Raw genomic sequence first — 21,366 nt, 5'->3', positions numbered from 1 at the left:
ACGGCTGCACGTTCGACGGGAGGTGCTGTGAGCGGCACCGGCAGGAGCTCGGCACCGGAGGCGCGCCTCCTCGTGGTGGACGACGAGCCCAACATCCGGGAACTGCTCTCAGCCAGCCTGCGCTACGCCGGGTTTGAGGTGGCCACGGCCGCCGACGGTCAGCAGGCCCTGGCGATGGCGGCGAACTTCCGCCCCGACCTGCTCGTCCTCGACGTGATGATGCCGGGGCTGGACGGCTTCGGCGTCGTCCGCCGGCTGCGGGAGAGCGGGCGGCACACGCCGGTCCTGTTCCTCACCGCCCGCGACGCGGCGGAGGACAAGGTCTCCGGCCTCACCCTCGGTGGCGACGACTACGTCACCAAGCCGTTCAGCCTCGACGAGGTGCTGGCCCGCATCCGGGCGGTGCTGCGGCGCAGCAACGGTCCGCAGCGCCCTGCCGAGTCGCCGCGGCTCTCCTTCGCCGACATCGAGCTCGACGAGGAGTCGCACGAGGTGGTCAAGGCCGGCCAGCTGGTCAGCCTCTCGCCGACGGAGTTCAAGTTGCTGCGCTACCTGATGGCCAACGCGGGGCGGGTGCTGTCGAAGGCGCAGATCCTGGACCACGTGTGGAACTACGACTTCAACGGCGAGGCGAACGTCGTCGAGTCCTACATCTCCTATCTGCGGCGCAAGGTCGACACCACCGAGCCGCGCCTGCTGCACACCATCCGCGGCGTCGGGTACACGCTGCGGCTCCCCCGCGGTTCGTGAGCGGACAGGGGCGCGAGCATCGCAGCGAGCGCCAGCGAGCGAGGAGCGGAACGCCCCGCGGCAGCGAACCAGTGACGACGTGAACGGCCCCTCCCCGGCTCCCCCGCGGGACCCGAGCGGTCCGCCCCCGGTCCGGGGAGGCAGCGGCCCGCGCGTCCCGCTGCGGATCACGCTGGTCGCCCTCCTGGTCGCCCTGGTGGCGGTCGGCCTGGCGGCCACCGGCTTCGCCGCCACCTCCCTGCTGCGCGGGTACCTGATCGACCAGCAGGACAGTGCCCTGCGCGCCGCGGTGCACCAGGGCGAGCGCAGCCGGCAGATCTTCGAGGCCTGTCTCGGCGGCCAGTACGGCGCGATGCCGGGCTCGGCCTACTACGGCTGCCAGGCCCCGGACTCCGACGAGGTCGTCGACCTGCAGGGCCCGCCCGACCTCGCCGACGCCCCCGTGCTGGACGGCGACCTCGACGAGTACGGGCCGGCCAGCCGGCCGTTCACCGCCTCCTCCGCCGACGGCCGGACCGACTGGCGGGTGCTGACCGGCGACCTGCCCGGCGGCTACACCCTCGTGATCGGCACCGACCTGGAGGGCGACAAGGCCGCCATCGCCCGGCTGGTCCGGATCGAGGTCGTCGTCGGGCTCATCGTGCTGGTGCTGCTCGGGGCCGCCGGGTACCTCGTCGTCCGCAACAGCCTGCGGCCGCTGACCGAGGTGGAGCGCACGGCACGGGCGATCGCCGCCGGCGACCTGTCCCAGCGGGTGCCCGAGGGCGACCAGCGCACCGAGGTCGGCCGGCTGACCACCGCCCTCAACGGCATGCTCGGCCGCATCGAGAGCGCCTTCCGCGCCCAGCAGTCCTCCGAGGAGCAGGCCCGCGCCTCCGAGAGCCGGATGCGCCGCTTCGTCGCCGACGCCAGTCACGAGCTGCGCACCCCGCTGACCTCCATCCGCGGCTTCGCCGAGCTCTACCGGCAGGGCGCGGTCCGCGACCCGGAGGAGACCGGCCGGCTCATGCAGCGGATCGAGTCCGAGGGCGCCCGCATGGGGGTCCTCGTCGAGGACCTGCTGCAGCTGGCGCGGCTGGACCAGCAGCGCCCGCTGACGATCACCCCCGTCGACCTGGGCGAGCTGGCCGGTGACGCCGTCCACGACGCCCGGGCCGTCCAGCCGGACCGGCCGATCACCCTGCACCTGGACGAGTCGCTCAGCGAGCTCCCGGTGGTCCTGGGCGACGAGGCGCGGCTGCGCCAGGTCGTGGGCAACCTGGTGACCAACGCCCTGGTGCACACGCCGGCCACGACCCCGGTCACCGTCGGCATCTCCGACGAGCCGGCCGTCGGGAACGTCCCCGGCGACGCGGAGGACGGCGGGGTCGTCGTCCTGCGGGTCGCCGACGAGGGTCCGGGGATGGCCCCGGAGGACGCCGACCGCGTCTTCGAGCGCTTCTACCGCGCTGACCCGTCGCGCAACCGCGCCCAGGGCGGCACCGGGCTGGGCCTGGCGATCGTCTCCGCCCTGGTCACCGCGCACGGCGGGACGGTGCACCTGGACACCGCGCCGGGCCGCGGGGCGGTGTTCACCGTCCGGCTGCCCCGCTCGGGGCCGGCCGTCGCCAACGGGGCCGGCGCCCCGGCGGCGGACGACGTCGCCGGCGGCCCGGCCGCGGACGACGGGGCGGGGGCCTGAACCGCGAGCACGGCGGTTACGGTCCGACCGTGGACTCCGACGACGGCGCGCGCCCGTACGACCCGGACCTGATGGCCGCGGTGGGCGAGCTCGGCAGTGCCCTGCGGGAGCTGGTCGACGCCTCGGTGCGCACCACCGTCCCCGCCGCCGAGCTGCGCGCCGCCGCGGCCGAGGCCCGGGCGGCCACCGCCCGGCTGACCGCGGCCCGGCGCCCCCCGACGCAGCTGCCGGCGCTGGACGACCCGCTGGTGTTCCGCCGCGTCTACAACCCGGTGAGCGGCGTCGGCAGCGCGATCGCCTCGCCGCTGTCGATCCGGCCGACCGAGGACGGCGTCGTCGCGGAGGCGACCCTCGGCATGGCGTACGAGGGCCCACCCGGGTACGTGCACGGCGGGGTGAGCAGCCTGCTCATGGACCAGCTGCTCGGCTCGGCCGCGATCGCCGCGGGCCTGTGGGGCATGACGGTCCGCCTGGAGGTGGACTACCGGGGCCCCGTGCCGCTGTCCACGCCGCTGCTGCTGCGCGCCCGCGTCACCGAGGCGGCCGGCCGCAAGTGCGTCGTCAACGGCACCATCGCGACGGCCGAGACCCCCGACCACGTCCTCGTGGCGGCGCACGGGGTGTTCGTCATGCCGCGGGAGGAGCGGCACGCGGCCTACTTCGGGGCCATCACCGACGCCTCGGGCCGGCACGCCCCACCCGGCCGGCCCACCGACGCGACGGCCCTGGCGGACCGGTCGTGACCGACGTCGAGGTCGCCGCGGAGGCCGCCGGCGCCGCCGCCGCCGCGCTGCTGCAGCTGCGCGCCGACGGGCAGCGGACCGGCCGCGCGCTCGGGGACGCCGGCGACGCTGCGGCACAGGCGGCGATCAGCGGTCTGCTGGCCGCCCGCCGTCCGGACGACGCCGTGTTCAGCGAGGAGGCGGTCGACGACCCGGCCCGGCTGACCGCGGACCGGGTGTGGATCGTCGACCCGCTCGACGGCACCCGCGAGTACGGCGAGGACCGGCCGGACTGGGCGGTGCACGTGGCGCTGTGGGCCGGTGGCGACCTGACCGCTGCCGCGGTGGCCCTGCCCGCGCTCGGGGAGGTGCTCGTGACCGACCCACCGGCCGTCGTCCCGGCGTCCGGTGGGGGGCGGCTGCGCATCGCGGTGAGCCGCACCCGACCGCCCGCTGCCGCCGGCGCCGCCGCGGCCGCGCTCGACGCGGAGCTCGTGCCCATGGGCTCGGCCGGCTACAAGGTCACCGCCGTCGTCCGCGGGGAGGTCGACGCCTACGTGCACGCCGGTGGGATGTACCAGTGGGACTCCGCCGCCCCGGTCGCCGTCGCGCTCGCCGCCGGGCTGACCGCCGTCCGGATCGACGGGTCGCCGCTGCGCTACAACGGGGCCGACCCGTCGCTGCCGGACCTGGTGGTCTGCCGTCCGGAGGTGGCCGGCCGGCTGCTGGACGCCGTCGCCACGGCGGGGTGAGTCCGGGGTCACTGCCGCAGCGGCGCGGGCATGGCGGAGACTGGACGGGAATCTCCCCCGGACCGGTGCGGTTGGTGCTGGTTCGAGCCCCGTCCCCTGACCCCCGGAGCACTGGCACGTGAGCACACCCGACTACCGGCTCTCCCAGCTGGAGACGCTGGAGGCCGAGTCCATCCACGTGATCCGTGAGGTGGCCGCCGAGCTGGAACGTCCCGTGCTGCTCTTCTCGGGCGGCAAGGACTCGATCGTGATGCTGGAGCTGGCGCGCAAGGCGTTCGCACCGGCCCGCATCCCGTTCCCCGTCATGCACGTGGACACCGGGCTGAACTTCCCCGACGTCCTGGAGTTCCGCGACAAGCGGGTCGCCGAGCTCGGCGTCCAGCTGATCGTGGCCTCGGTGCCCGACGCGATCGCCAAGGGCCTGGTGAAGGAGGAGCCCAACGGCTCCCGCAACCGCATCCAGACCCCGGTGCTGCTCGACGCGGTCGAGGAGCACGGTTTCACCGCGCTGTTCGGCGGGGCCCGCCGCGACGAGGACAAGGCGCGGGCCAAGGAGCGGGTGTTCTCCTTCCGCGACGAGTTCGGCCAGTGGGACCCGAAGAACCAGCGCCCCGAGCTGTGGGACCTCTACAACGGCCGCATCCACCTGGGCGAGTCGATCCGGGTGTTCCCGCTGTCGAACTGGACCGAGCTCGACATCTGGCAGTACATCGCCCGCGAGGACATCGCGATCCCGCCGCTGTACCTGGCCCAGGAGCGCGAGGTCGTCGAGCGGCAGGGGATGCTCTACGCCGTCAACGAGTTCATCCGCCCCCGGGACGACGAGCAGGCGTTCACCGCGACGGTCCGCTACCGCACCGTGGGCGACGCGAACCTCACCGCCGCCGTCCGGTCGGAGGCGACCACGGTCGAGGAGGTCATCGCCGAGATCGCGGTGACCCGGATGACCGAGCGGGGCGCGACCCGCGGCGACGACAAGGTCAGCGACGCCGCCATGGAGGACCGGAAGAAGGAGGGCTACTTCTGATGGCCTCGGACACCAGCAGCACCGTCCCGCTCGACGCCGACGGCGCCGTCGACCTGCACTCCGCGGTCGCCGAGCACGCCGTCGAGTTGGCCACCGCGCGCAAGGACATCCTGCGCATCGCCACCGCCGGGTCGGTGGACGACGGCAAGAGCACGCTCATCGGCCGCCTGCTGTTCGACAGCAAGGCGATCTTCGAGGACCAGTACGAGGCGGTCGCCCGCGCCAGCAAGGGCGACTTCGTCGACCTGGCGCTGCTCACCGACGGCCTGCGGGCCGAGCGCGAGCAGGGCATCACGATCGACGTCGCCTACCGCTACTTCGCCACCCCGCGCCGCACGTTCATCCTGGCCGACACCCCCGGGCACGTGCAGTACACGCGCAACATGGTCACCGGCGCCTCCACCGCCGACCTCGCGATCGTGCTGGTCGACGCCCGCAAGGGCATGGTCGAGCAGAGCCGCCGGCACGCGTTCCTCGCCTCGCTGCTGCGGGTGCCGCACCTGGTGGTCGCGGTCAACAAGATGGACCTCGTCGACTGGTCGGAGGAGGTCTTCGACGGCATCGCCGACGAGTTCAGCGCGTTCGCGGCCAAGCTGAGCGTGCCCGACCTGACGGTCATCCCGATCTCCGCGCTGCACGGCGACAACGTGGTCAAGCACTCCCCCGACACCCCGTGGTACGAGGGGCCGACGCTCATCCACCACCTCGAGCACGTGCACGTGGCCAGCGACCGCAACCTCACCGACGCCCGGTTCCCGGTGCAGTACGTGATCCGCCCGCAGTCCGACGCCTTCCACGACTACCGGGGTTACGCCGGCACGGTGGCCAGCGGCGTCCTGCGCCCGGGCGACGAGGTGCAGGTGCTGCCCAGCGGCCTGACGACGACGATCGCCGGCATCGACGGCCCCCGCGGCCCGGTGGACGAGGCGTTCCCGCCGATGTCGGTCACCGTGCGGCTCGCCGACGACCTCGACGTCTCCCGCGGCGACCTGCTCTGCCGACCGGAGAACGCGCCGACCGCCACCCAGGACCTCGACGCGCTGGTCTGCTGGATGGCCGACGAGCCGCTGCGCCCGCGCCAGCGGATCGCGGTCAAGCACACGACCCGCACCGTGCGGGCGATGGTCAAGGACCTCGCCTACCGGCTGGACGTGAACACGCTGCACCGCGACCTCGAGGCGACCGAGCTGGGCCTCAACGACATCGGCCGGGTGCGGATGCGGGCCACCCAGCCGCTGTTCGTCGACGACTACACCCGCAACCGGGCGACCGGCCGGTTCATCCTGGTCGACGAGGCGACCAACGCCACCGTGGGCGCCGGGATGCTCACCCCCGCCGGCTGAACCACCGCAGGACGCACCGAGGCCCGGTTCCCCACCAGGGGACCGGGCCTCGTGCGTGTGCGCGCCCCGGCCCGGTTCCCGGTGCGGGAACCGGGCCGGGGCGCACTCCGCCTCAGGCGGCTGCCGACGCTCCCCCGGCCGCCTTCTCCAGCGCCCGACGGGTGAGCAGCCGCGCGAGGTGGCGGCGGTACTCCTGGTCGGCGTGCATGTCGGCGCCCGGGCTGGTGCCCTCGTCGGCGAGCGCCGCGGCCTCGGCGATCGACGCGCCGCGGGCCAGCGCCTCCTCGGTCGCCGTGGCCCGCACGACCGTGCCGGCCATGTTCGCCAGCGCCACCCGGCCGTCGACCGCCGCTGCGGCGACGATCGGCCAGTCGTTGGCCCGCCGGGTGAACTTCTCGTAGGCCCAGCCGGCCGAGCCGGTGCGCGGCACCCGGATCTCGACGATCAGCTCGTCGGGCGACAGCGCGGTCTCGAAGAAGCCCAGCCAGAACTCGGTCAGCGGGATGCTCCGCCGGCCGTTCGGGCCCTGGACGACGGCGGTGCCCCCGAGCGCGAGCAGCGCCGTCGGCAGGTCCGAGGCGGGGTCGCTGTGCGCCACGGTGCCGCCGATGGTGCCCCGGTGCCGGACCTGCGGGTCGCCGACCTGGCTGGCGGTGTAGGGCAGGATCGGCACCTCGGCCCGGGCGAGGTCGTCCTTCTCCAGCTCGTGGTGCCGCGTGCCCGCGCCGATGGCGACCTCGTCACCGTCGACGCGGACGTAGGACAGGCCGGGGATCCGGCTGATGTCGACGACCACCTCGGGCATGGCCAGCCGCAGCTTCATGATCGGCAGCAGCGAGTGCCCGCCGGCCATGACCTTCGCGTCGTCCCCGTGCTCGACGAGGGCGGCGATCGCCTCGTCCACCGAGCCGGGGCGGACGTACTCGAAGGAGCCGGGGATCATCGGGCGACCTCCTGCGACTGCGGCACCTGACCGGCCGCCGGGCCGGCCTTGGCGGCGGACTGCACCGCCCGGACGATGTTGTGGTAGCCGGTGCAGCGGCAGAGGTTGCCCTCCAGCCCCTCCCGGACCTCGCGGTCGCTGGGGTCGGGGTTGTCGGCCAGGACGCCGATGGCGGCCATGACCATGCCGGGGGTGCAGAACCCGCACTGCAGCCCGTGCTCCTCGCGGAACGCCTTCTGCATCGGGTGCAGCTCGCCGTCGGGACCGGCCAGGCCCTCCAGCGTCGTCACCTGCGAGCCGTCGGCCTGGGCGGCGAGCACGGTGCACGACTTCACGGTCAGGCCGTCGACGACGACGGTGCACGCGCCGCACGAGGTGGTGTCGCAGCCGATGTTCGTGGCCTTGAGCCCGCACACCTCCCGCAGGTAGTGCGCCAGCAGCAGGCGGGGCTCCACCTCGTCGGTGCGCTGCTGACCGTTGACGGTCAGGGAGACCTTCATCAGTTCGTGCCCTCCTGCTGAGCCTGCTGGATGGCCCGCCACACCTTCATGGGGGTGGTGGGCATGTCGATGTGCCGGACGCCGAGGTGCGCGACGGCGTCGATGACGGCGTTGTGGACGGCGGGGGTGGAGCCGATGGTGCCCGCCTCGCCGATGCCCTTCGCGCCGAGGGGGTTCATCGGCGTGGGCGTGGCCATGTCGACCAGCTCGAAGCTCGGCAGCTCGGTGGCCGAGACGAACGGGTAGTCGGCCAGGGTCGAGGTCTGCGGGTTGCCGTCGGCGTCGTAGAGGACCTCCTCCAGCAGCGCCTGCGCCACACCCTGGGCGAAGCCGCCGTGGCGCTGCCCCTCGGCGAGGAGCGGGTTCACGATGATCCCGGCGTCGTCGACGGCCACCAGCCGCTGCAGCTCGGCCTTGCCGGACTCGGTGTCGACCTCCACGACCGCGACGTGCGCCCCGAAGGGGAACGTCGGGGCCGCGGCCTCGAACCGGGTCTGCACGACCAGCGGCTCCTTCTCCGCGAGCTGGGCGAAGGTGAGCCCGGAGCCCGGGGTGCCGCGGACGCTCAGCCCGGCCGAGGTGAGGTCCACCTCGAGGTCGCCCGGGTCGGCCTCCAGCTGCTCGGCGGCCCGCTGCCGGGCCAGCTCGATCAGCTCGGTGGCCGCCTGGTGCACCGCGGCGCCGCCCTGCTGGAGGCTGCGGGAGCCCATGGTGCCGCCGCCGCGCGGGATCCGGTCGGTGTCGCCGTGCAGGACGGTGATCTTCTCGACCGGGATGCCGAGCTGGTCGCTGGCCAGCATCGCCCAGGCTGTGGCGTGGCCCTGACCGTGCGGCGAGGTGCCGGTGAGCACGGTCGCCGTCCCGTCGGCGTGGACCTCGAGCTCGGCGGACTCCGCCGCGCCGAGGCCGGTGTCGGCGCCGGTGATCTCCACGTAGGTGGACAGGCCGATGCCCAGCTGCTTCACGTCGCCGGACTCGCGGCGGCGGGCCTGCTCGGCGCGCAGCTCCTGGTAGCCGGCCGCCTGGAGCGCCTTGTCCAGCGCCTCGACGTACTCGCCGGAGTCGTAGGTGGCCCCCGAGGGGGTCGTGTGCGGCTCGTGGAAGGAGGGGACGAGGTTCTTCCGGCGCACCTCGGCCGGGTCCATCCCGATCTCCGCGGCGAACATGTCGATCGCCCGCTCGACCGCGGCGGTGGCCTCGGGGCGGCCGGCCCCGCGGTAGGCGCCGATCGAGGTGGCGTTGTTGACCAGCGCCCGCGCGGAGGCGTGCACCTTGGGGAAGGCGTAGGTGGCCGCGGCCATCAGCATCGTGAGGGTCGGCAGGATGATGCCGACCCGCGGGTAGGCGCCGGCCTCCTGGTCGACGTGGATGGCGTAGGCCTCGACGGTGCCGTCGCGGCGGCCGCCGATGGTGACCACCTGGTCCTGGCCGCGGCCGTGCAGCATGCCGAGCAGGTTCTCGGAGCGGTTCTCGGTCCAGCGGACCGGCCGGCCGGCCCTGCGCGCCAGCCAGGCGACGAACGCGTACTCGGGGTCGGCGCCGATCTTCGCGCCGAACCCACCGCCGACGTCGGGGGTGATCAGATGGACGTTCGCCGGGTCCTCGCCGAGCCAGCCGGCGATCTCGCCCTTGGCCTGCTGGGCGCCCTGGTTGGTGCACCAGATGGTGACCCGGCCTTCCTCGCCCCAGGCCGCGGCGGCGGCGCGGGTCTCCAGCGGGACGGGCGCCACGCGCTGGTTCTTGACCGCCTGCCGGACGACCACCTCGCAGCCGGAGAAGAAGTCCTCCGGGGGCGGGCCGCCGAAGACGGCCGCCACGTTGGTGCCGGCCTCCTCGAACAGCAGCACCTCGTCCTTGGCGGCGTCGGCGGTGGAGACGACGGCCGGCAGCGGGTCGATGTCGACGGAGACGAGCTCCGCGGCGTCCTCGCCCTGGTAGCGGTCCTCGGTGAGGACGACGGCGATGATGTCGCCCACGAACCGGACCTTGTCGGTGGCCAGCCACGGCCGCTGCATGGCGGGCGGGACCATCGGCAGGCCGGCGGGCAGCGGGGCGAGGTCCGCGCAGTCCTCGGCCGTGTACACGGCGACGACCCCGGGCGCCTCGCGGGCGGCAGAGGCGTCGACCGAGAGCACGCGGCCGTGGGCGACCTGCGAGCGGACGAAGGTTGCGTGCAGCGCACCGGTGAGCCGGTCGTCGACCAGGTCGTCGGTGTAGGTCGCACCACGCGTGAGGAACAGCGGGTCCTCCGTGCGGACCACGCGGGTACCGAGGATGCTCATGCGCTCACTTTCCGTCGGGCGAGAGACCGCGGTCACTATCGCCGCCCGGACCCCGTCGCGCCAACCCCCTCCCGTCCTGCGGAATGACCGGCGCCGCTCCGCGCGGCGTCCCCGCTGTGGTGAGCTGACCAGGATGGACGCCGGGAGGACGGCGCGGTCCCGCGGAGCCACGCTGCTCCTCGTGGCCGCGGTCGTCGCCGTGGCCCTCGACCAGCGGCCCGCCGTGGTCGGCGTCGCGCCGTGCTGGGCGACCCGAGGGCGGAGACCGGGCCGGGCTCGGCGACGGCCGGAGGGCGACGTCCCGGGCCGCACCCCAGCCGGCCCAGGTCATCGGCGCGAGCACGACGAGCAGCAGCGCCACGGGCCGGGTCCAGCCACCGGGGTGGAGGAGCGGCCGCCCGAGGTCAGCGCAGCGTCACCGGCAGGTGCTCGAAGCCGCGCAGGGTCTGCAGGTCCCGGCGGACGGGGCGACCGGCCACCCGGAGGCGGGGGAAGCGCTCGGTGAGGGCCTGCAGCGCGACGGCATCCTCCAGCCGCGCCAGGCCCGCGCCGACGCAGTAGTGGATGCCGGCGGAGAAGGCGAGGTGCTCGCGGGCGTCGGGCCGGGTCACGTCGAACCGGCCGGGGTCGGTGAACACCTCCGGGTCGCGGTTGGCCGCCCCCAGCAGGACGACGACCCGGGTGCCCGCCCGCAGGTCCGTACCGGCGACCGTGGTGTCCTCGCGGACCATCCGGCCGGTGATCTGCACGGGGCTGTCGTGGCGGAGCACCTCCTCCACCGCGTCCGGCCAGCACGACGGGTCGGCGCGCAGGGCGTCCCACTGCTCCCGGTGGGCGTCGAGGAGGACGACGGCGTTGCCCAGCAGGTTGACCGTCGTCTCGAAGCCGGCGCCGAGCAGCAGCATCACGGTGGCGTGCAGCTCGCGGTCGGTGAGCGCGCCCTCGTCCGCGGCCGCGACGAGCCGGCTGACGAGGTCGTCGCCCGGCTCGCGACGCAGCCGCGCGAAGTGCCCGGCCAGGAACGCGTGCAGGTCCCGCAGGGACCGGTCGGCGGCGACGAAGCGGCGGAACGGCAGGCCGGGGTCGAGGGTGGCCGCCGCGCCCGCGCCCCAGTGCAGGAAGTCCGCCTGCCGGTCGGGGGGCACCCCGAGCAGGTCGCAGATGACCAGCACGGGCAGCGGGGCGGCGTAGGCGGCGACCAGGTCGACGGTCTCGCCGCGGGCGGCCGGGCCCTCCAGGCGGTCGAGCAGGTCGTCGGCGATCCGCCGCACCAGGGGCTCGGCGTCCGCCGTCGCGCGCGGGGTGAACGAGCGGCTCACCAGCCGGCGGTAGCGGGTGTGGTCGGGCGGGTCGACCACCAGCATCGAGGGGGGCTCGGCGACGCCGGTGGCGGCCGGGTCGTCGCCGAAGGCGAGGGCCCAGCGCACCGTGCGGGGCGTGGCCGCCCAGTCGAACCCGACGCCGAAGCGGTCCGAGCGGAGCAGCACCGACGCCGCGGCGTGCGAGGTGGTCACCGGCCCGAGCGCGCTGGGCACCCACGGGCCGCGGGCGCGCAGCTGCTCGTAGAGCGCGTACGGCTCGGCCCGCAGCGCGGGGTCGCGCAGCAGCCGGGCCAGGAGGTCACCCCGGCGGACGGCACGGGTCAGGTAGGCCGCGGGCATCCCGTGCCGCACGGCCCAGCGGGCGACCGTCCGGGCCGGTCCGGGCACGGCGGACGGACGCGCCCGCCGCACCCGGGGCCCGGCGGGGGAGCTCACCCCCGCCGTCCGCTCAGCTGTTGGGGTCCGGCGCCGAGGACGGGTCGCCGTCCCAGTCCTTGCCCGCCACGTCGGCGTGCTCGGAGGCGCTGTCGGTCTGCTCGGCGACGGTGCGGACCATCTCCTCGTCGGACAGGCCCTCGCCGGCGCTCTCGGTGCGGCCGGTCGGCTCGCTCATCGCATCTCCTCCTGGCTCGGTCGGTGCCCTGGGGGCTCCCCGCCAGGCACCGAGGACAAACCCTGCCCGCCGTCGGCGTCGGCGTCACGGGACTTGCGTGCAACCCGCGTTCCGGTCCCGTAGTGTGCAATCCGGTTGTTGTCGATTCATCGCCGTTGCGGCGGTGGGGGGAGGCGTCGTGGACGTCGAGCAGGAGACCGCGGAGACACCCGACGTCGCCGCCGACGCGCTGGCCGACCTGCTCACCGTGCTGGACACCTGCCTCACCGAGCTGACCGACGCCCGTGAGCGGGCCGGTCGACTGCTCGAGGAACGACGCTCCGGCCGGGCGTGGCTGGACATCGTCACCACCGAGCGGCGGCCCCTCGTGGTGGAGCAGCTCAGCAGCGTGATGGCGTCCCTGGCCACCGCCGGCGGCGCCTGGCGGCGGGAGCAGGCGCACGCGCTGCAGTCCGAGCAGGTCAGCATCAACCGGATCGCCGCCCTCTTCGGCGTCACCCGGCAGCGCATCTCCGCCCTGCTGCGCGACCGCGCCGCCGCCCAGACCTGACGCCGCGGGACGCCGAAGGGGCGACCGGCGGGCAGGACTAGTCCTCCGCCCGTCGATCACGGGGTTGGTGCGGCCAGGGCCGCACCGACCCCGTGATCAACGCGGGACGGGGACGGACGTCTTCACGCGGTCAGCGCGTCGATCGCCTTGTAGACCCGCTGCTCGGAGATCGCCCGCGGCGTCCCGATGGTCTGCGCGAACAGACCGACCCGGAGCTCCTCGACCATCCAACGCACCCGCGTCACCGGGTCGTCCGGCGCCCCGGTGGCCGGCACCTGCGTGCGCAGCTGCTCGTACTCCGCGGTGACCGCGGCGACCTGCGCCGTCCACAGCTCGTCGCGGACGGCGTTGGCCGGCAGCTTCTCCAGCCGGTACGCCATCCCCCGCAGGTAGCGGACGACGTCGGGCAGCCGGCGGCGGCCGGTCGCGGCGACGAAGCCGCGGTGCAGCAGCCCACCCATCTGCCGGCGCAGGTCGGCGATCGCCGCCTCGGGCACCCGCCGTCCGGGGGCCGCGCCGATCGCCACCGCGACCTCGCGGGCCTGGGTGAGCACCGCCTCGACCTTGCCGACCGTGTCGGTGGTCAGGGGCAGCAGCTGGGCCCGGGCGGTCTCGACCAGGGCGGCGAAGGCGGCCTCGTCCCGCGGCGGGCCGCCGGCGGCCGCGACGAGCTCGTCGGCGGCCGCGTCCACGCAGTCGTCGACCAGCGCGGGGATCTCGCCGTCCGGGTTGAACTGCAGCGCCAGCCGCGTGCGCGGGGACAGCGACTTCACCACCTGCCGTGCCGGGGAACCCGCGACCAGCACCAGCAGCCGCCGTGCGCCGCGCCAGGTCAGCCGCGTCGCCTCCACCTCGGTGGCGACCACCCGGACGCCCACCGTGGCGCCCTCGTCGACCAGCGCCGGGAAAGCGGTGACCACGTGCCCGCCGCGGCGGACCTCGACGGTGCGGGGCAGGGTGCCGAACGACCACGAGGTCAGCCCGGTGCGCTCGACGTCCGACGCCGCCGCGGCCAGGCTCGCCCGGCTCTGCGGCGCCACCTCGCGGCGCAGTGCCTGCAGGTCCTTGCCGGTGGCCAGGGGCCGGTGCCGGTCGTCGACGACGCGGAACGTGGCCCGCAGGTGGTCGGGCACCTGGTCGGGCGCCCAGGCGTCCGGCGGCACGGTGATCGCCGCCGACCGGCGCAGCTCGCGCTCCAGCGCCGGCAGCAGCGGCTCGGTCGGGGCGATGTGCGGCAGCACCTCCCGCACCCGGTCGGGGATGGGCACCAGGGCGCGGCGGAACTGCTTGGGCAGGGTCCGCAGCAGCGCGGTGACCAGCTCCTCCCGCAGCCCCGGGACGGTGAAGGCCAGCGACTCCCCCGACGTCCGCTCGGCGACGGCGTCGAGCACGGCCAGGGGGACGTCGACGGTGACGCCGTCCTGCGGGGTGCCCGGCGCGAACGCGTAGGACAGGGGCAGGGTCAGGCCCTGCGACAGCGGCACCTCGTCGGGGAAGTCCTCGGCCCGCACCTGCCCGGCCGCCGCGGCGTTGGTGAGCATCTCCGGGGTGAAGGTGAGCAGGTCGGGGGTCTCCCGCCGGGCGGTCTTCCACCACTTGTCGAAGTGCCGGGTGGAGACGACGTCGGCGGGGATGCGGGCGTCGTAGAGCTCGAACAGCGTCTCGTCGTCCACCCGGATGTCGCGGCGCCGCGCCCGCTCCTCCAGCTCGGCGACCCGCTTCATGGCCTTCTGGTTCTCCGGCCAGAACCGGTGGTGCGTCGTCCACTCGCCCTGCACCAGCGCGTGCCGGATGAACAGCTCGCGGGAGACCACCGGGTCGATCGACCCGTACTGCACGCGCCGGCCGACGACCAGCGGGATGCCGTAGAGGGTCACCCGCTCGGTGGCGACCACCGAGCCACGCTTGGCGTCCCAGCGCGGCTCGGAGTACTGCCGCTTCACCAGGTGGTCGGCCAGCCGCTCGACGACCTCGGGGTCGATGCGGGCGACGGTGCGGGCGAACAGCCGGCTGGTCTCGACCAGCTCGGCGGCGACCACCCAGCGCGGCGGCTTCTTCGCCAGCGGCGTGCCGGGCGCGATCACGAACCGGGCGTTGCGGGCGCCGAGGTACTCCCGGCCCCCGCGCCGCCGGTCGCCGTCCTTGCGTCTGGCGTCCTCCACCTGGACCCCGACGTGCGAGAGCAGGCCGGACAGCAGCGCGGTGGAGATGCCGCGCTCGTCTGGTTCGGGCGCGAGCTCGCCGACGGACATGCCGAGGCGGCGGGCCGTGCTGCGCAGCTGGCCGTAGAGGTCCTGCCACTCGCGGATGCGCAGGTAGTGCAGGAACTCACGCTTGATCGTGCGCCGGAACTGGCTGCCCGACAGCGCCTCCTGCTGCTCGCCGAGGTACCGCCACAGGTTGAGCAGCGCCAGGAAGTCGGAGTTCTCGTCGGCGAACCGCGCGTGCATCTGGTCGGCGGCCTGCTGGTGCTCGGTGGGCCGCTCGCGGGGGTCCTGGATGGTCAGGCCGGCGGCGATGACGAGGACCTCCTCGAGCACGCCGCGCCGGTCGGCCTCGACCACCATGCGCGCCATCCGCGGGTCCAGCGGCAGCGCGGCCAGGGCGCGCCCGGTCGGGGTGAGCTTCCCGCGCTCGTCGAGGGCGCCGAGCTCCTCGAGCAGTGCCAGGCCGTCGGCGACCGCGCGGCGGTCCGGCGGGTCGATGAACGGGAAGTCGGCGACGTCCCCGAGCTCCATGGCGGCCATCTGCAGGAGCACGGAGGCGAGGCTGGTGCGCAGGATCTCCGGGTCGGTGTACTCCGGCCGGCTCTCGAAGTCCTCCTCCGTGTAGAGCCGGATGGCGATGCCCTCGGAGGTGCGTCCGCAGCGCCCCGACCGCTGCCGCGCCGAGGCCTGGCTGATCGGCTCGATCGGCAGTCGCTGCACCTTCAGCCGCGAGCTGTACCGCGAGATGCGCGCCACGCCGGTGTCGACGACGTAGCGGATGCCGGGCACCGTCAGCGAGGTCTCGGCGACGTTGGTGGCCAGCACGATCCGCCGGCCGGTGTGCGGCGCGAAGACCCGGTGCTGGTCGGCGGCCGACAGGCGCGAGTAGAGGGGCACGACCTCGGCGGCCGGGAAGCGCTCGGTGAGGACGTCGGCGGTGTCGCGGATCTCGCGCTCGCCGGCGAGGAACACCAGCACGTCGCCCGGCCCCTCGGCCACCAGCTCGTCGACGGCGTCGGCGATCGCGCTGACCTGGTCGCGGTCGGGGTCGGCGGCGGGGTCCCCCTCGGGGGCGTCGGGGTCGACCACCGGCCGGTAGCGGACCTCCACCGGGTAGGTGCGCCCGCTCACCTCGACCACCGGCACCTCGGCGCCGTCCGCACCGAAGTGCTTCGCGATCCGCTCGACGTCGATGGTCGCGGAGGTGATGACGAGCTTGAGGTCGGGCCGCTGCGGCAGCAGCCGGGCGAGGTAGCCGAGCAGGAAGTCGATGTTGAGGCTGCGCTCGTGCGCCTCGTCGATGATCAGCGTGTCGTACTGGCGCAGCAGCCGGTCGCGGCCGATCTCGGCGAGCAGGACGCCGTCGGTCATGACCTTGACCAGCGTCGTGTCGCCGACCTGGTCGGTGAAGCGCACCTTCCAGCCGACGACGTCGCCCAGCGGGCGGTCCAGCTCCTCGGCGATCCGCTCGGCGACGGTGCGCGCGGCGATCCGGCGGGGCTGGGTGTGGCCGATCCGCCCGCGGACGCCGCGGCCCAGCTCGAGGGCGATCTTGGGCAGCTGCGTGGTCTTGCCCGACCCGGTCTCACCCGCGACGACGACCACCTGCGAGTCCCGCAGCGCCGCGGCGATGTCGTCGCGGCGGGCGCTGACCGGCAGCTCGGCGGGGTAGCCCACCGGCGGGACGGCGGCCCGGCGGCGGGCGATCCGCTCCTCGGCGGCGGCGACGTCGGCGGCGATGGCCGCCCGCTGGCGGGCGCGGGCGCCGGCGTCCCGGGTGCGCCGGGTGCCGTCGAGCCGCCGGCCCAGGCGGTGCTCGTCCTCGAGGGTGAGGCCGGCCAGCCGCGTCCGCAGGTCGTCGGGCGGGGTGGCCACGGGTCCTCCTCGGGATGGGGTGCATCGCGACCCGGCGCGACGGTCGGGCGCAGACGGACGACCGCGCGGGTGGCGCGCCGGTCGGCGGGTTCCCGTCCAGGATCCCACCGCACCGCGGCCCTCGGACGTGGCCCGTCTCACTTACGTGCACGGCGCAACTGTTTGCTTGCCTCGAACAACCGGTTGTAGCGTGCATGTGTTCCGTCGTCCTGCCCCGGAGATCCCCGTGCCCCCCACCTCCACCGAGCCCACCGCGGCCGCCGACCGCGCGGCCGGGGTCCGCACCCTCGGCGAGCAGCTGCCGCGGTTCATGCGCCTGGTCCACGCGCTGAAGAGCGCGCAGGCCGGCGAGGGTCGCGACCGCGCCGCGCTCGTGCTCCTGTTCCCGCTCGTCCGGATCGGCCCGCTGCGCCAAGGCGCGCTCGCCGACCTCGTGCACGCCGACCCGTCGACCGTCAGCCGGCACGTGGCCACCCTCATCGAGCAGGGCCTGGTGCGGCGGGTCGCCGACGAGACCGACGGCCGGGCCAGCCGGCTGGTCGTCACCGACGCCGGGCAGGCCGCGCTGGAGCAGATGCGCAGCGAGCGCGAGGCCGTCCTCGCCCGCATCACCGCCGACTGGTCCGCCGCCGACCTCACCACGTTCACCACGCTCTTCGGCCGCCTGCTGGACGACGTCGCCTCGTCCCTGCCCGCCGAGTCCCCGACCGCGCCGTCCCCGAGAGAGAAGTCATGACCCACAGCACCCGAGCCGGCGCGTCCGGGCGGAGCAGCGCCCGCGCGGCCTCCGCCGCCCCGGACTCCGACGGCGTCTTCAGCCACCGGCAGATCGTCACGATCCTGGTCGGGCTGATGGTCGCCATGTTCCTGGCCGCCCTCGACCAGACCGTCGTCTCCACCGCCATCCGCACCATCGCCGACGACCTGCAGGGTTACGACCTGCAGGCGTGGGCCACCACGGCCTTCCTCATCACCTCGACGATCGCCACGCCGCTGTACGGGAAGCTCTCCGACATCTACGGACGGCGGCCGTTCTACCTGTTCGCCATCGCGGTCTTCGTCGTGGGCTCGGTGCTGTGCGGCATCGCGAGCTCGATGTACGAGCTGGCCGCGTTCCGGGCCCTGCAGGGCGTCGGCGCCGGCGGCCTGATGTCGCTGGCGCTGGCGATCATCGGCGACATCGTGCCGCCCCGGGAGCGCTCCCGGTACCAGGGCTACTTCATGGCCGTCTTCGGCACCTCCAGCGTGCTCGGCCCGGTCATCGGGGGCTTCTTCGCCGGCCAGACCTCGCTGCTGGGCCTCACCGGCTGGCGCTGGATCTTCTTCATCAACGTGCCGCTGGGCCTGCTCGCCTTCGCCGCGGTCTACCGCGTCCTGCACCTGCCGCACGAGCGCCGCGACCACCGCATCGACTGGCCGGGTGCGCTCGCGCTGATCACCTTCCTCGTCCCGCTGCTGATCGTGGCCGAGCAGGGCCGCCTCTGGGGCTGGGACTCCGGCCGGTCGCTCGTCTGCTACGTGATCGGGGCCGTCGGCTTCCTGCTGTTCGTCCTGGCCGAGCGGGCCTACGGCGACGAGGCGCTGCTCCCCCTGCGGCTGTTCCGCAACCGCAGCTTCACCGTCAGCGGCATCGGCAGCATCGTGATGGGCGCCGGCATGTTCGGCGGGCTGCTGCTGCTCCCGCAGTACCTGCAGATCGTGCACGGCTCCAGCGCGACGGTCGCCGGCCTGCAGATGATCCCGCTGGTCGCCGGGATCATGGTCGGCGCGATGAGCTCCGGCATCGCGATCGGCAAGACCGGCAAGTACAAGGTCTTCCCGCTGGTCGGCATCGCCCTGATGACCGTCGCCCTGGTGGCCATGTCGTTCGTCGTGGACGCCGACACCTCGGTGTGGGCGCTGGTGCCCTTGATGGTCCTCATGGGCCTGGGCCTCGGGTTCAACTTCCAGCCGGTCATCCTGGCCGTGCAGAACGCCGTCTCGCCGCGGGAGATGGGCGTGGCCACCTCGTCGGTCACGTTCTTCCGCCAGATGGGCGGCACGATCGGCACCGCCGCGTTCCTGTCGGTGCTGTTCACCCGGCTGCCCACGGAGATCAGCGACGCCCTGGCCGCCTCGACCGACCCGCGGGTGGCCCAGGCGCTGCAGAGCGGCCAGCTCCAGGGCGGCGGGGACCTGTCGGACACCTCCTTCATCCAGGAGCTGCCGTCCCACCTCGCGCTGCCGTTCAAGACCGGCTTCTCGAACACCATCGACCTGGTGTTCCTGATCGCCGCCTGCGTCGTGGCTCTCGGGTTCTTCGTGTTCCTGTTCCTGCCGCAGCTGGCGCTGTCGAACAAGTCCGGCATCCAGGCCCGGCAGGCCGCCGAGCAGACCGCGGGCGACCCGGTCGCCGACGACGAGCTCGAGCAGGCCGTTCAGGCGGTCGGCGCCGCGGCTCCGACGTCCACCGCGCCGCCGGCCGGCCGCCCGGGGAACGCCGGCACCACCGGCGGCCGCCACCGCGGCTGACCGCGTCCGCTCGACCGAGGCCCTCCCCGCACCCGCGGGGAGGGGCCTCGTCGCGTTCGGCGGCTGGATCGCGCCGGGCGGCCGCCTCGCGTCAGGGGGCCTGGTCCGGTGGGGGCAGCACCTGCCGCCCGGTGCGCCGCAGCCCGTCGGCCAACAGGGCGCCCAGCCGCTCGGCCGGCAGCGGCGGGGACAGGGCGAAGCCCTGGGCGTACGTGCAGCCCACCCGCCGGGCGCGGGCCACCTGCTCGGCGGTCTCGACGCCCTCCGCCAGGACCTGCAGCCCCAGCGCTGAGCCCAGCGCGGACACCGCGCCGAGGATCGCCACGGGAGCCGTGGCGCGGTCCCCCGGTGGGCCCGAGACGAGGGTGCGGTCGACCTTGAGCACGTCGACCGGCAGCGTGGCCAGGGCCGACAGCGAGCTGTAGCCGGTCCCGAAGTCGTCGATCGCGATGCGAACCTCGTGCTCGCGCAGGACCGCGAACTGTGCGGCCGCCTGCTCCGGATCCCCGGCGAGACTCGTCTCGGTCAGCTCGACGACCAGCCGACCCGGGTCGAGGCCGCTGTCGGCGAGCGCGCCCAGCACGTCTTCGACCAGCGTCCCGGACGCCAGGTGGACGGCACTGATGTTGACCGCGACCGTCAGGTCCAGCCCCTCCCGCGACCAGGCGCCGGCCTGGGCGCCGACAACCTGCAGCAGCCACCGGGTGACCGGCACGATCAGCCCGTTTTCCTCCGCGACCGGGATGAACTGCGCCGGCGAGACCGGCCCGCGCCGGGGGTGGTCCCACCTCAGGAGCGCCTCGCAGCCGGTGACCTCCCCGCTGGCCAGGTGCACCACCGGCTGCCAGTGCACCTCGAACTCGCCGTTCGCGGCGGCGTCCCGCAGCCGGCTGGCGATCTGCCAGCGGTCCTCGAGCTCGCTGCGCAGGGCCGGGGTGAAGACCACGTACCGGTGCGGACCGCCGGCCTTGGCGGCGTACATCGCGGCGTCGGCGTCCCGGAGGAGGTCCTCCGGGCCGGCATGCGCGGCGTCGGATGCGGCGATGCCGATGCTGACGGTCAGCGGCAGCCGGGTGCCGGCGAGTTCGAAGGGCTCGTCGAAGACGCCGTGGAACCGCCGGGCCAGGGCCTCCCCGCCGGCGGCGTCGCAGTCGCGGGCGACCACGACGAACTCGTCGCCCCCCAGCCGGCCGACGACGTCGGTCGGGCGCGTGCGGTGCGCGAGGCGGGAGGCCAGCTCGCGCAGCAGCAGGTCCCCCGCGGAGTGTCCGAGTGAGTCGTTGACGTGCTTGAAGCCGTCGACGTCCATGTACAGGACGGTGACCCGCCCGCTGTCGTCCTCGGCCAGCGCGTCGGTGATGACCTCGTGCAGCGCCGCCCGGTTGGGCAGGGCGGTGAGGTGGTCGTGGCGGGCCTGCCAGGCTGCGCGCTGCTCGGCGGTCACCCGGTCGGTGATGTCGCTGTGCGTGACGACGACGCGCGGCCCGTCGTCCACCGGGAAGGCCTGCATGTGCCACCAGCGGGGTTCGCCGCCCCGCCCGGCGGCCACCGGCCAGGCGTAGTCGAGGGAGAACGACGGCGCCCGCCCCTCGAACACCGCCTCCAGGCCCTCGACGGCGGTGCGGGCGTCCCGGACGCCGGCGGCCGCCGCGGCGCGGCAGGCCTCGAGGTAGTTCGCACCGCCGCTGGCGAACGGGCGGCCGTCGACCGCGGCGCCGGCAGCCCACGCCGCGTTGGTCGTCAGGATCGTGCCGTCGGCGTCGAGGATCGCGGTCCGGGCGGGCAGCGCGTTGAGCACCGCGCGGATGAGCGAGGACTCCGCCGCCCGCTCCTCGTCGAGCGTGCGTCGCTCGTGCACGTCGCGGAAGAAGACCACCACGTCATCGCCGGTCGGGTAGGCCCGGACCTGGAACCACCGGTCCAGCGGACCGTAGAAGAACTCCACCAACTGGGGCTGCCGCTGCCCGCGGGCGTCGCGGTAGGCGTCCCGCAGAGGGGACGTGAGCGCTTCAGGGAACGCCTCCCAGACCGTGCGGCCGACCAGATCGCCGGCCGATCTCTCCAGCAGTCGCTCGGCCGCGGCGTTGAGCCAGGTGAAACGGTCCTGGGGGTCCAGGAAGTAGACCGCCTCACCGATCGACGCCAGCGCCTCGACCGCCCGCCGCCGCCACGAGGTCCCGCGCTGCCGGGGCGAGCCCTCCGAGCTCGCCATCGGCGCTCCCCGCACGGTCCGGCGGGCGACGACCCCCGCGCTCGGGACGATACGACCTGGATTCCCCGGCCGCACG

16 protein-coding genes are annotated in these 21,366 nt (G+C 74.5%); 9 read left to right on the top strand and 7 right to left on the bottom strand.

Going from position 1 to position 21,366, the window contains the following annotated elements; genetic code table 11:
• The first annotated feature begins 27 nt into the window (after window positions 1-27).
• From ACI78Q_RS06365 to ACI78Q_RS06340, 6 genes are all read left to right on the top strand, one after another.
• Complete coding sequence (locus ACI78Q_RS06365; protein ID WP_456922477.1) at window positions 28-750, top strand: response regulator transcription factor; 723 nt, start codon at window positions 28-30, stop codon at window positions 748-750.
• A 79-nt stretch (window positions 751-829) separates the two neighbouring features.
• Complete coding sequence (locus ACI78Q_RS06360) at window positions 830-2,431, top strand: sensor histidine kinase (RefSeq protein ID WP_456922476.1); 1,602 nt, start codon at window positions 830-832, stop codon at window positions 2,429-2,431.
• A 29-nt stretch (window positions 2,432-2,460) separates the two neighbouring features.
• Window positions 2,461-3,174, top strand: coding sequence for a PaaI family thioesterase (locus tag ACI78Q_RS06355; RefSeq protein ID WP_456922475.1), 714 nt, complete (start codon window positions 2,461-2,463; stop codon window positions 3,172-3,174).
• Window positions 3,171-3,905, top strand: coding sequence for an inositol monophosphatase family protein (locus ACI78Q_RS06350; RefSeq protein ID WP_456922474.1), 735 nt, complete (start codon window positions 3,171-3,173; stop codon window positions 3,903-3,905). Before ACI78Q_RS06355 ends, ACI78Q_RS06350 begins: the two co-directional genes overlap by 4 nt.
• 118 nt (window positions 3,906-4,023) lie before the next feature.
• The gene (gene cysD, locus ACI78Q_RS06345) at window positions 4,024-4,932 is read left to right on the top strand and encodes a sulfate adenylyltransferase subunit CysD (protein ID WP_456922473.1); all 909 of its coding nucleotides are present in this window, start codon (window positions 4,024-4,026) and stop codon (window positions 4,930-4,932) included.
• Entirely contained in the window at window positions 4,932-6,275 is a 1,344-nt protein-coding gene (locus tag ACI78Q_RS06340; RefSeq protein ID WP_456922472.1) for a sulfate adenylyltransferase subunit 1, read from the top strand. Before cysD ends, ACI78Q_RS06340 begins: the two co-directional genes overlap by 1 nt.
• 112 nt (window positions 6,276-6,387) lie before the next feature.
• Here the strand turns inward: ACI78Q_RS06340 and ACI78Q_RS06335 are convergent, their stop codons facing one another.
• The 5 genes from ACI78Q_RS06335 to ACI78Q_RS06315 all read right to left on the bottom strand — a co-directional run bounded on the left by ACI78Q_RS06335 (window position 6,388) and on the right by ACI78Q_RS06315 (window position 11,935).
• Complete coding sequence (locus tag ACI78Q_RS06335) at window positions 6,388-7,218, bottom strand: FAD binding domain-containing protein (RefSeq protein ID WP_456922471.1); 831 nt, start codon at window positions 7,216-7,218, stop codon at window positions 6,388-6,390.
• The gene (locus ACI78Q_RS06330; protein ID WP_456922470.1) at window positions 7,215-7,718 is read right to left on the bottom strand and encodes a (2Fe-2S)-binding protein; all 504 of its coding nucleotides are present in this window, start codon (window positions 7,716-7,718) and stop codon (window positions 7,215-7,217) included. Before ACI78Q_RS06330 ends, ACI78Q_RS06335 begins: the two co-directional genes overlap by 4 nt.
• Window positions 7,718-10,000, bottom strand: a complete 2,283-nt coding sequence (locus ACI78Q_RS06325; RefSeq protein ID WP_456922469.1) for a xanthine dehydrogenase family protein molybdopterin-binding subunit — start codon at window positions 9,998-10,000, stop codon at window positions 7,718-7,720. Before ACI78Q_RS06325 ends, ACI78Q_RS06330 begins: the two co-directional genes overlap by 1 nt.
• 404 nt (window positions 10,001-10,404) lie before the next feature.
• Window positions 10,405-11,709: a cytochrome P450 gene (locus tag ACI78Q_RS06320; RefSeq protein ID WP_456922468.1), complete on the bottom strand. Its 1,305-nt coding sequence runs from the start codon at window positions 11,707-11,709 to the stop codon at window positions 10,405-10,407.
• 61 nt (window positions 11,710-11,770) lie between these two features.
• Window positions 11,771-11,935, bottom strand: a complete 165-nt coding sequence (locus ACI78Q_RS06315) for a hypothetical protein (protein ID WP_456854016.1) — start codon at window positions 11,933-11,935, stop codon at window positions 11,771-11,773.
• Window positions 11,936-12,113: 178 nt separating this feature from the next.
• On the opposite strand from ACI78Q_RS06315, the gene ACI78Q_RS06310 reads away from it, so the two are divergent.
• Window positions 12,114-12,485, top strand: coding sequence for a hypothetical protein (locus tag ACI78Q_RS06310; protein WP_456922467.1), 372 nt, complete (start codon window positions 12,114-12,116; stop codon window positions 12,483-12,485).
• 122 nt (window positions 12,486-12,607) lie between these two features.
• On the opposite strand, the gene hrpA is transcribed toward ACI78Q_RS06310, so the two are convergent.
• The gene (gene hrpA, locus ACI78Q_RS06305) at window positions 12,608-16,567 is read right to left on the bottom strand and encodes an ATP-dependent RNA helicase HrpA (RefSeq protein ID WP_456922466.1); all 3,960 of its coding nucleotides are present in this window, start codon (window positions 16,565-16,567) and stop codon (window positions 12,608-12,610) included.
• A gap of 226 nt (window positions 16,568-16,793) precedes the next feature.
• Here hrpA and ACI78Q_RS06300 point away from each other — a divergent pair, with 226 nt between their 5' ends.
• Window positions 16,794-17,303, top strand: a complete 510-nt coding sequence (locus tag ACI78Q_RS06300) for a MarR family winged helix-turn-helix transcriptional regulator (RefSeq protein ID WP_456922465.1) — start codon at window positions 16,794-16,796, stop codon at window positions 17,301-17,303.
• Entirely contained in the window at window positions 17,300-19,078 is a 1,779-nt protein-coding gene (locus ACI78Q_RS06295) for an MDR family MFS transporter (protein ID WP_456922464.1), read from the top strand. Before ACI78Q_RS06300 ends, ACI78Q_RS06295 begins: the two co-directional genes overlap by 4 nt.
• A gap of 91 nt (window positions 19,079-19,169) precedes the next feature.
• Here the strand turns inward: ACI78Q_RS06295 and ACI78Q_RS06290 are convergent, their stop codons facing one another.
• Window positions 19,170-21,290, bottom strand: coding sequence for a putative bifunctional diguanylate cyclase/phosphodiesterase (locus tag ACI78Q_RS06290; RefSeq protein ID WP_456922463.1), 2,121 nt, complete (start codon window positions 21,288-21,290; stop codon window positions 19,170-19,172).
• Between the last annotated feature and the right edge of the window lie 76 nt (window positions 21,291-21,366).

Source organism: Geodermatophilus sp. SYSU D00705, from assembly GCF_054050135.1.
The sequence above is the reverse complement of the archived record's forward strand: the minus strand, read 5'-3'. Positions and strand labels throughout refer to the sequence as shown.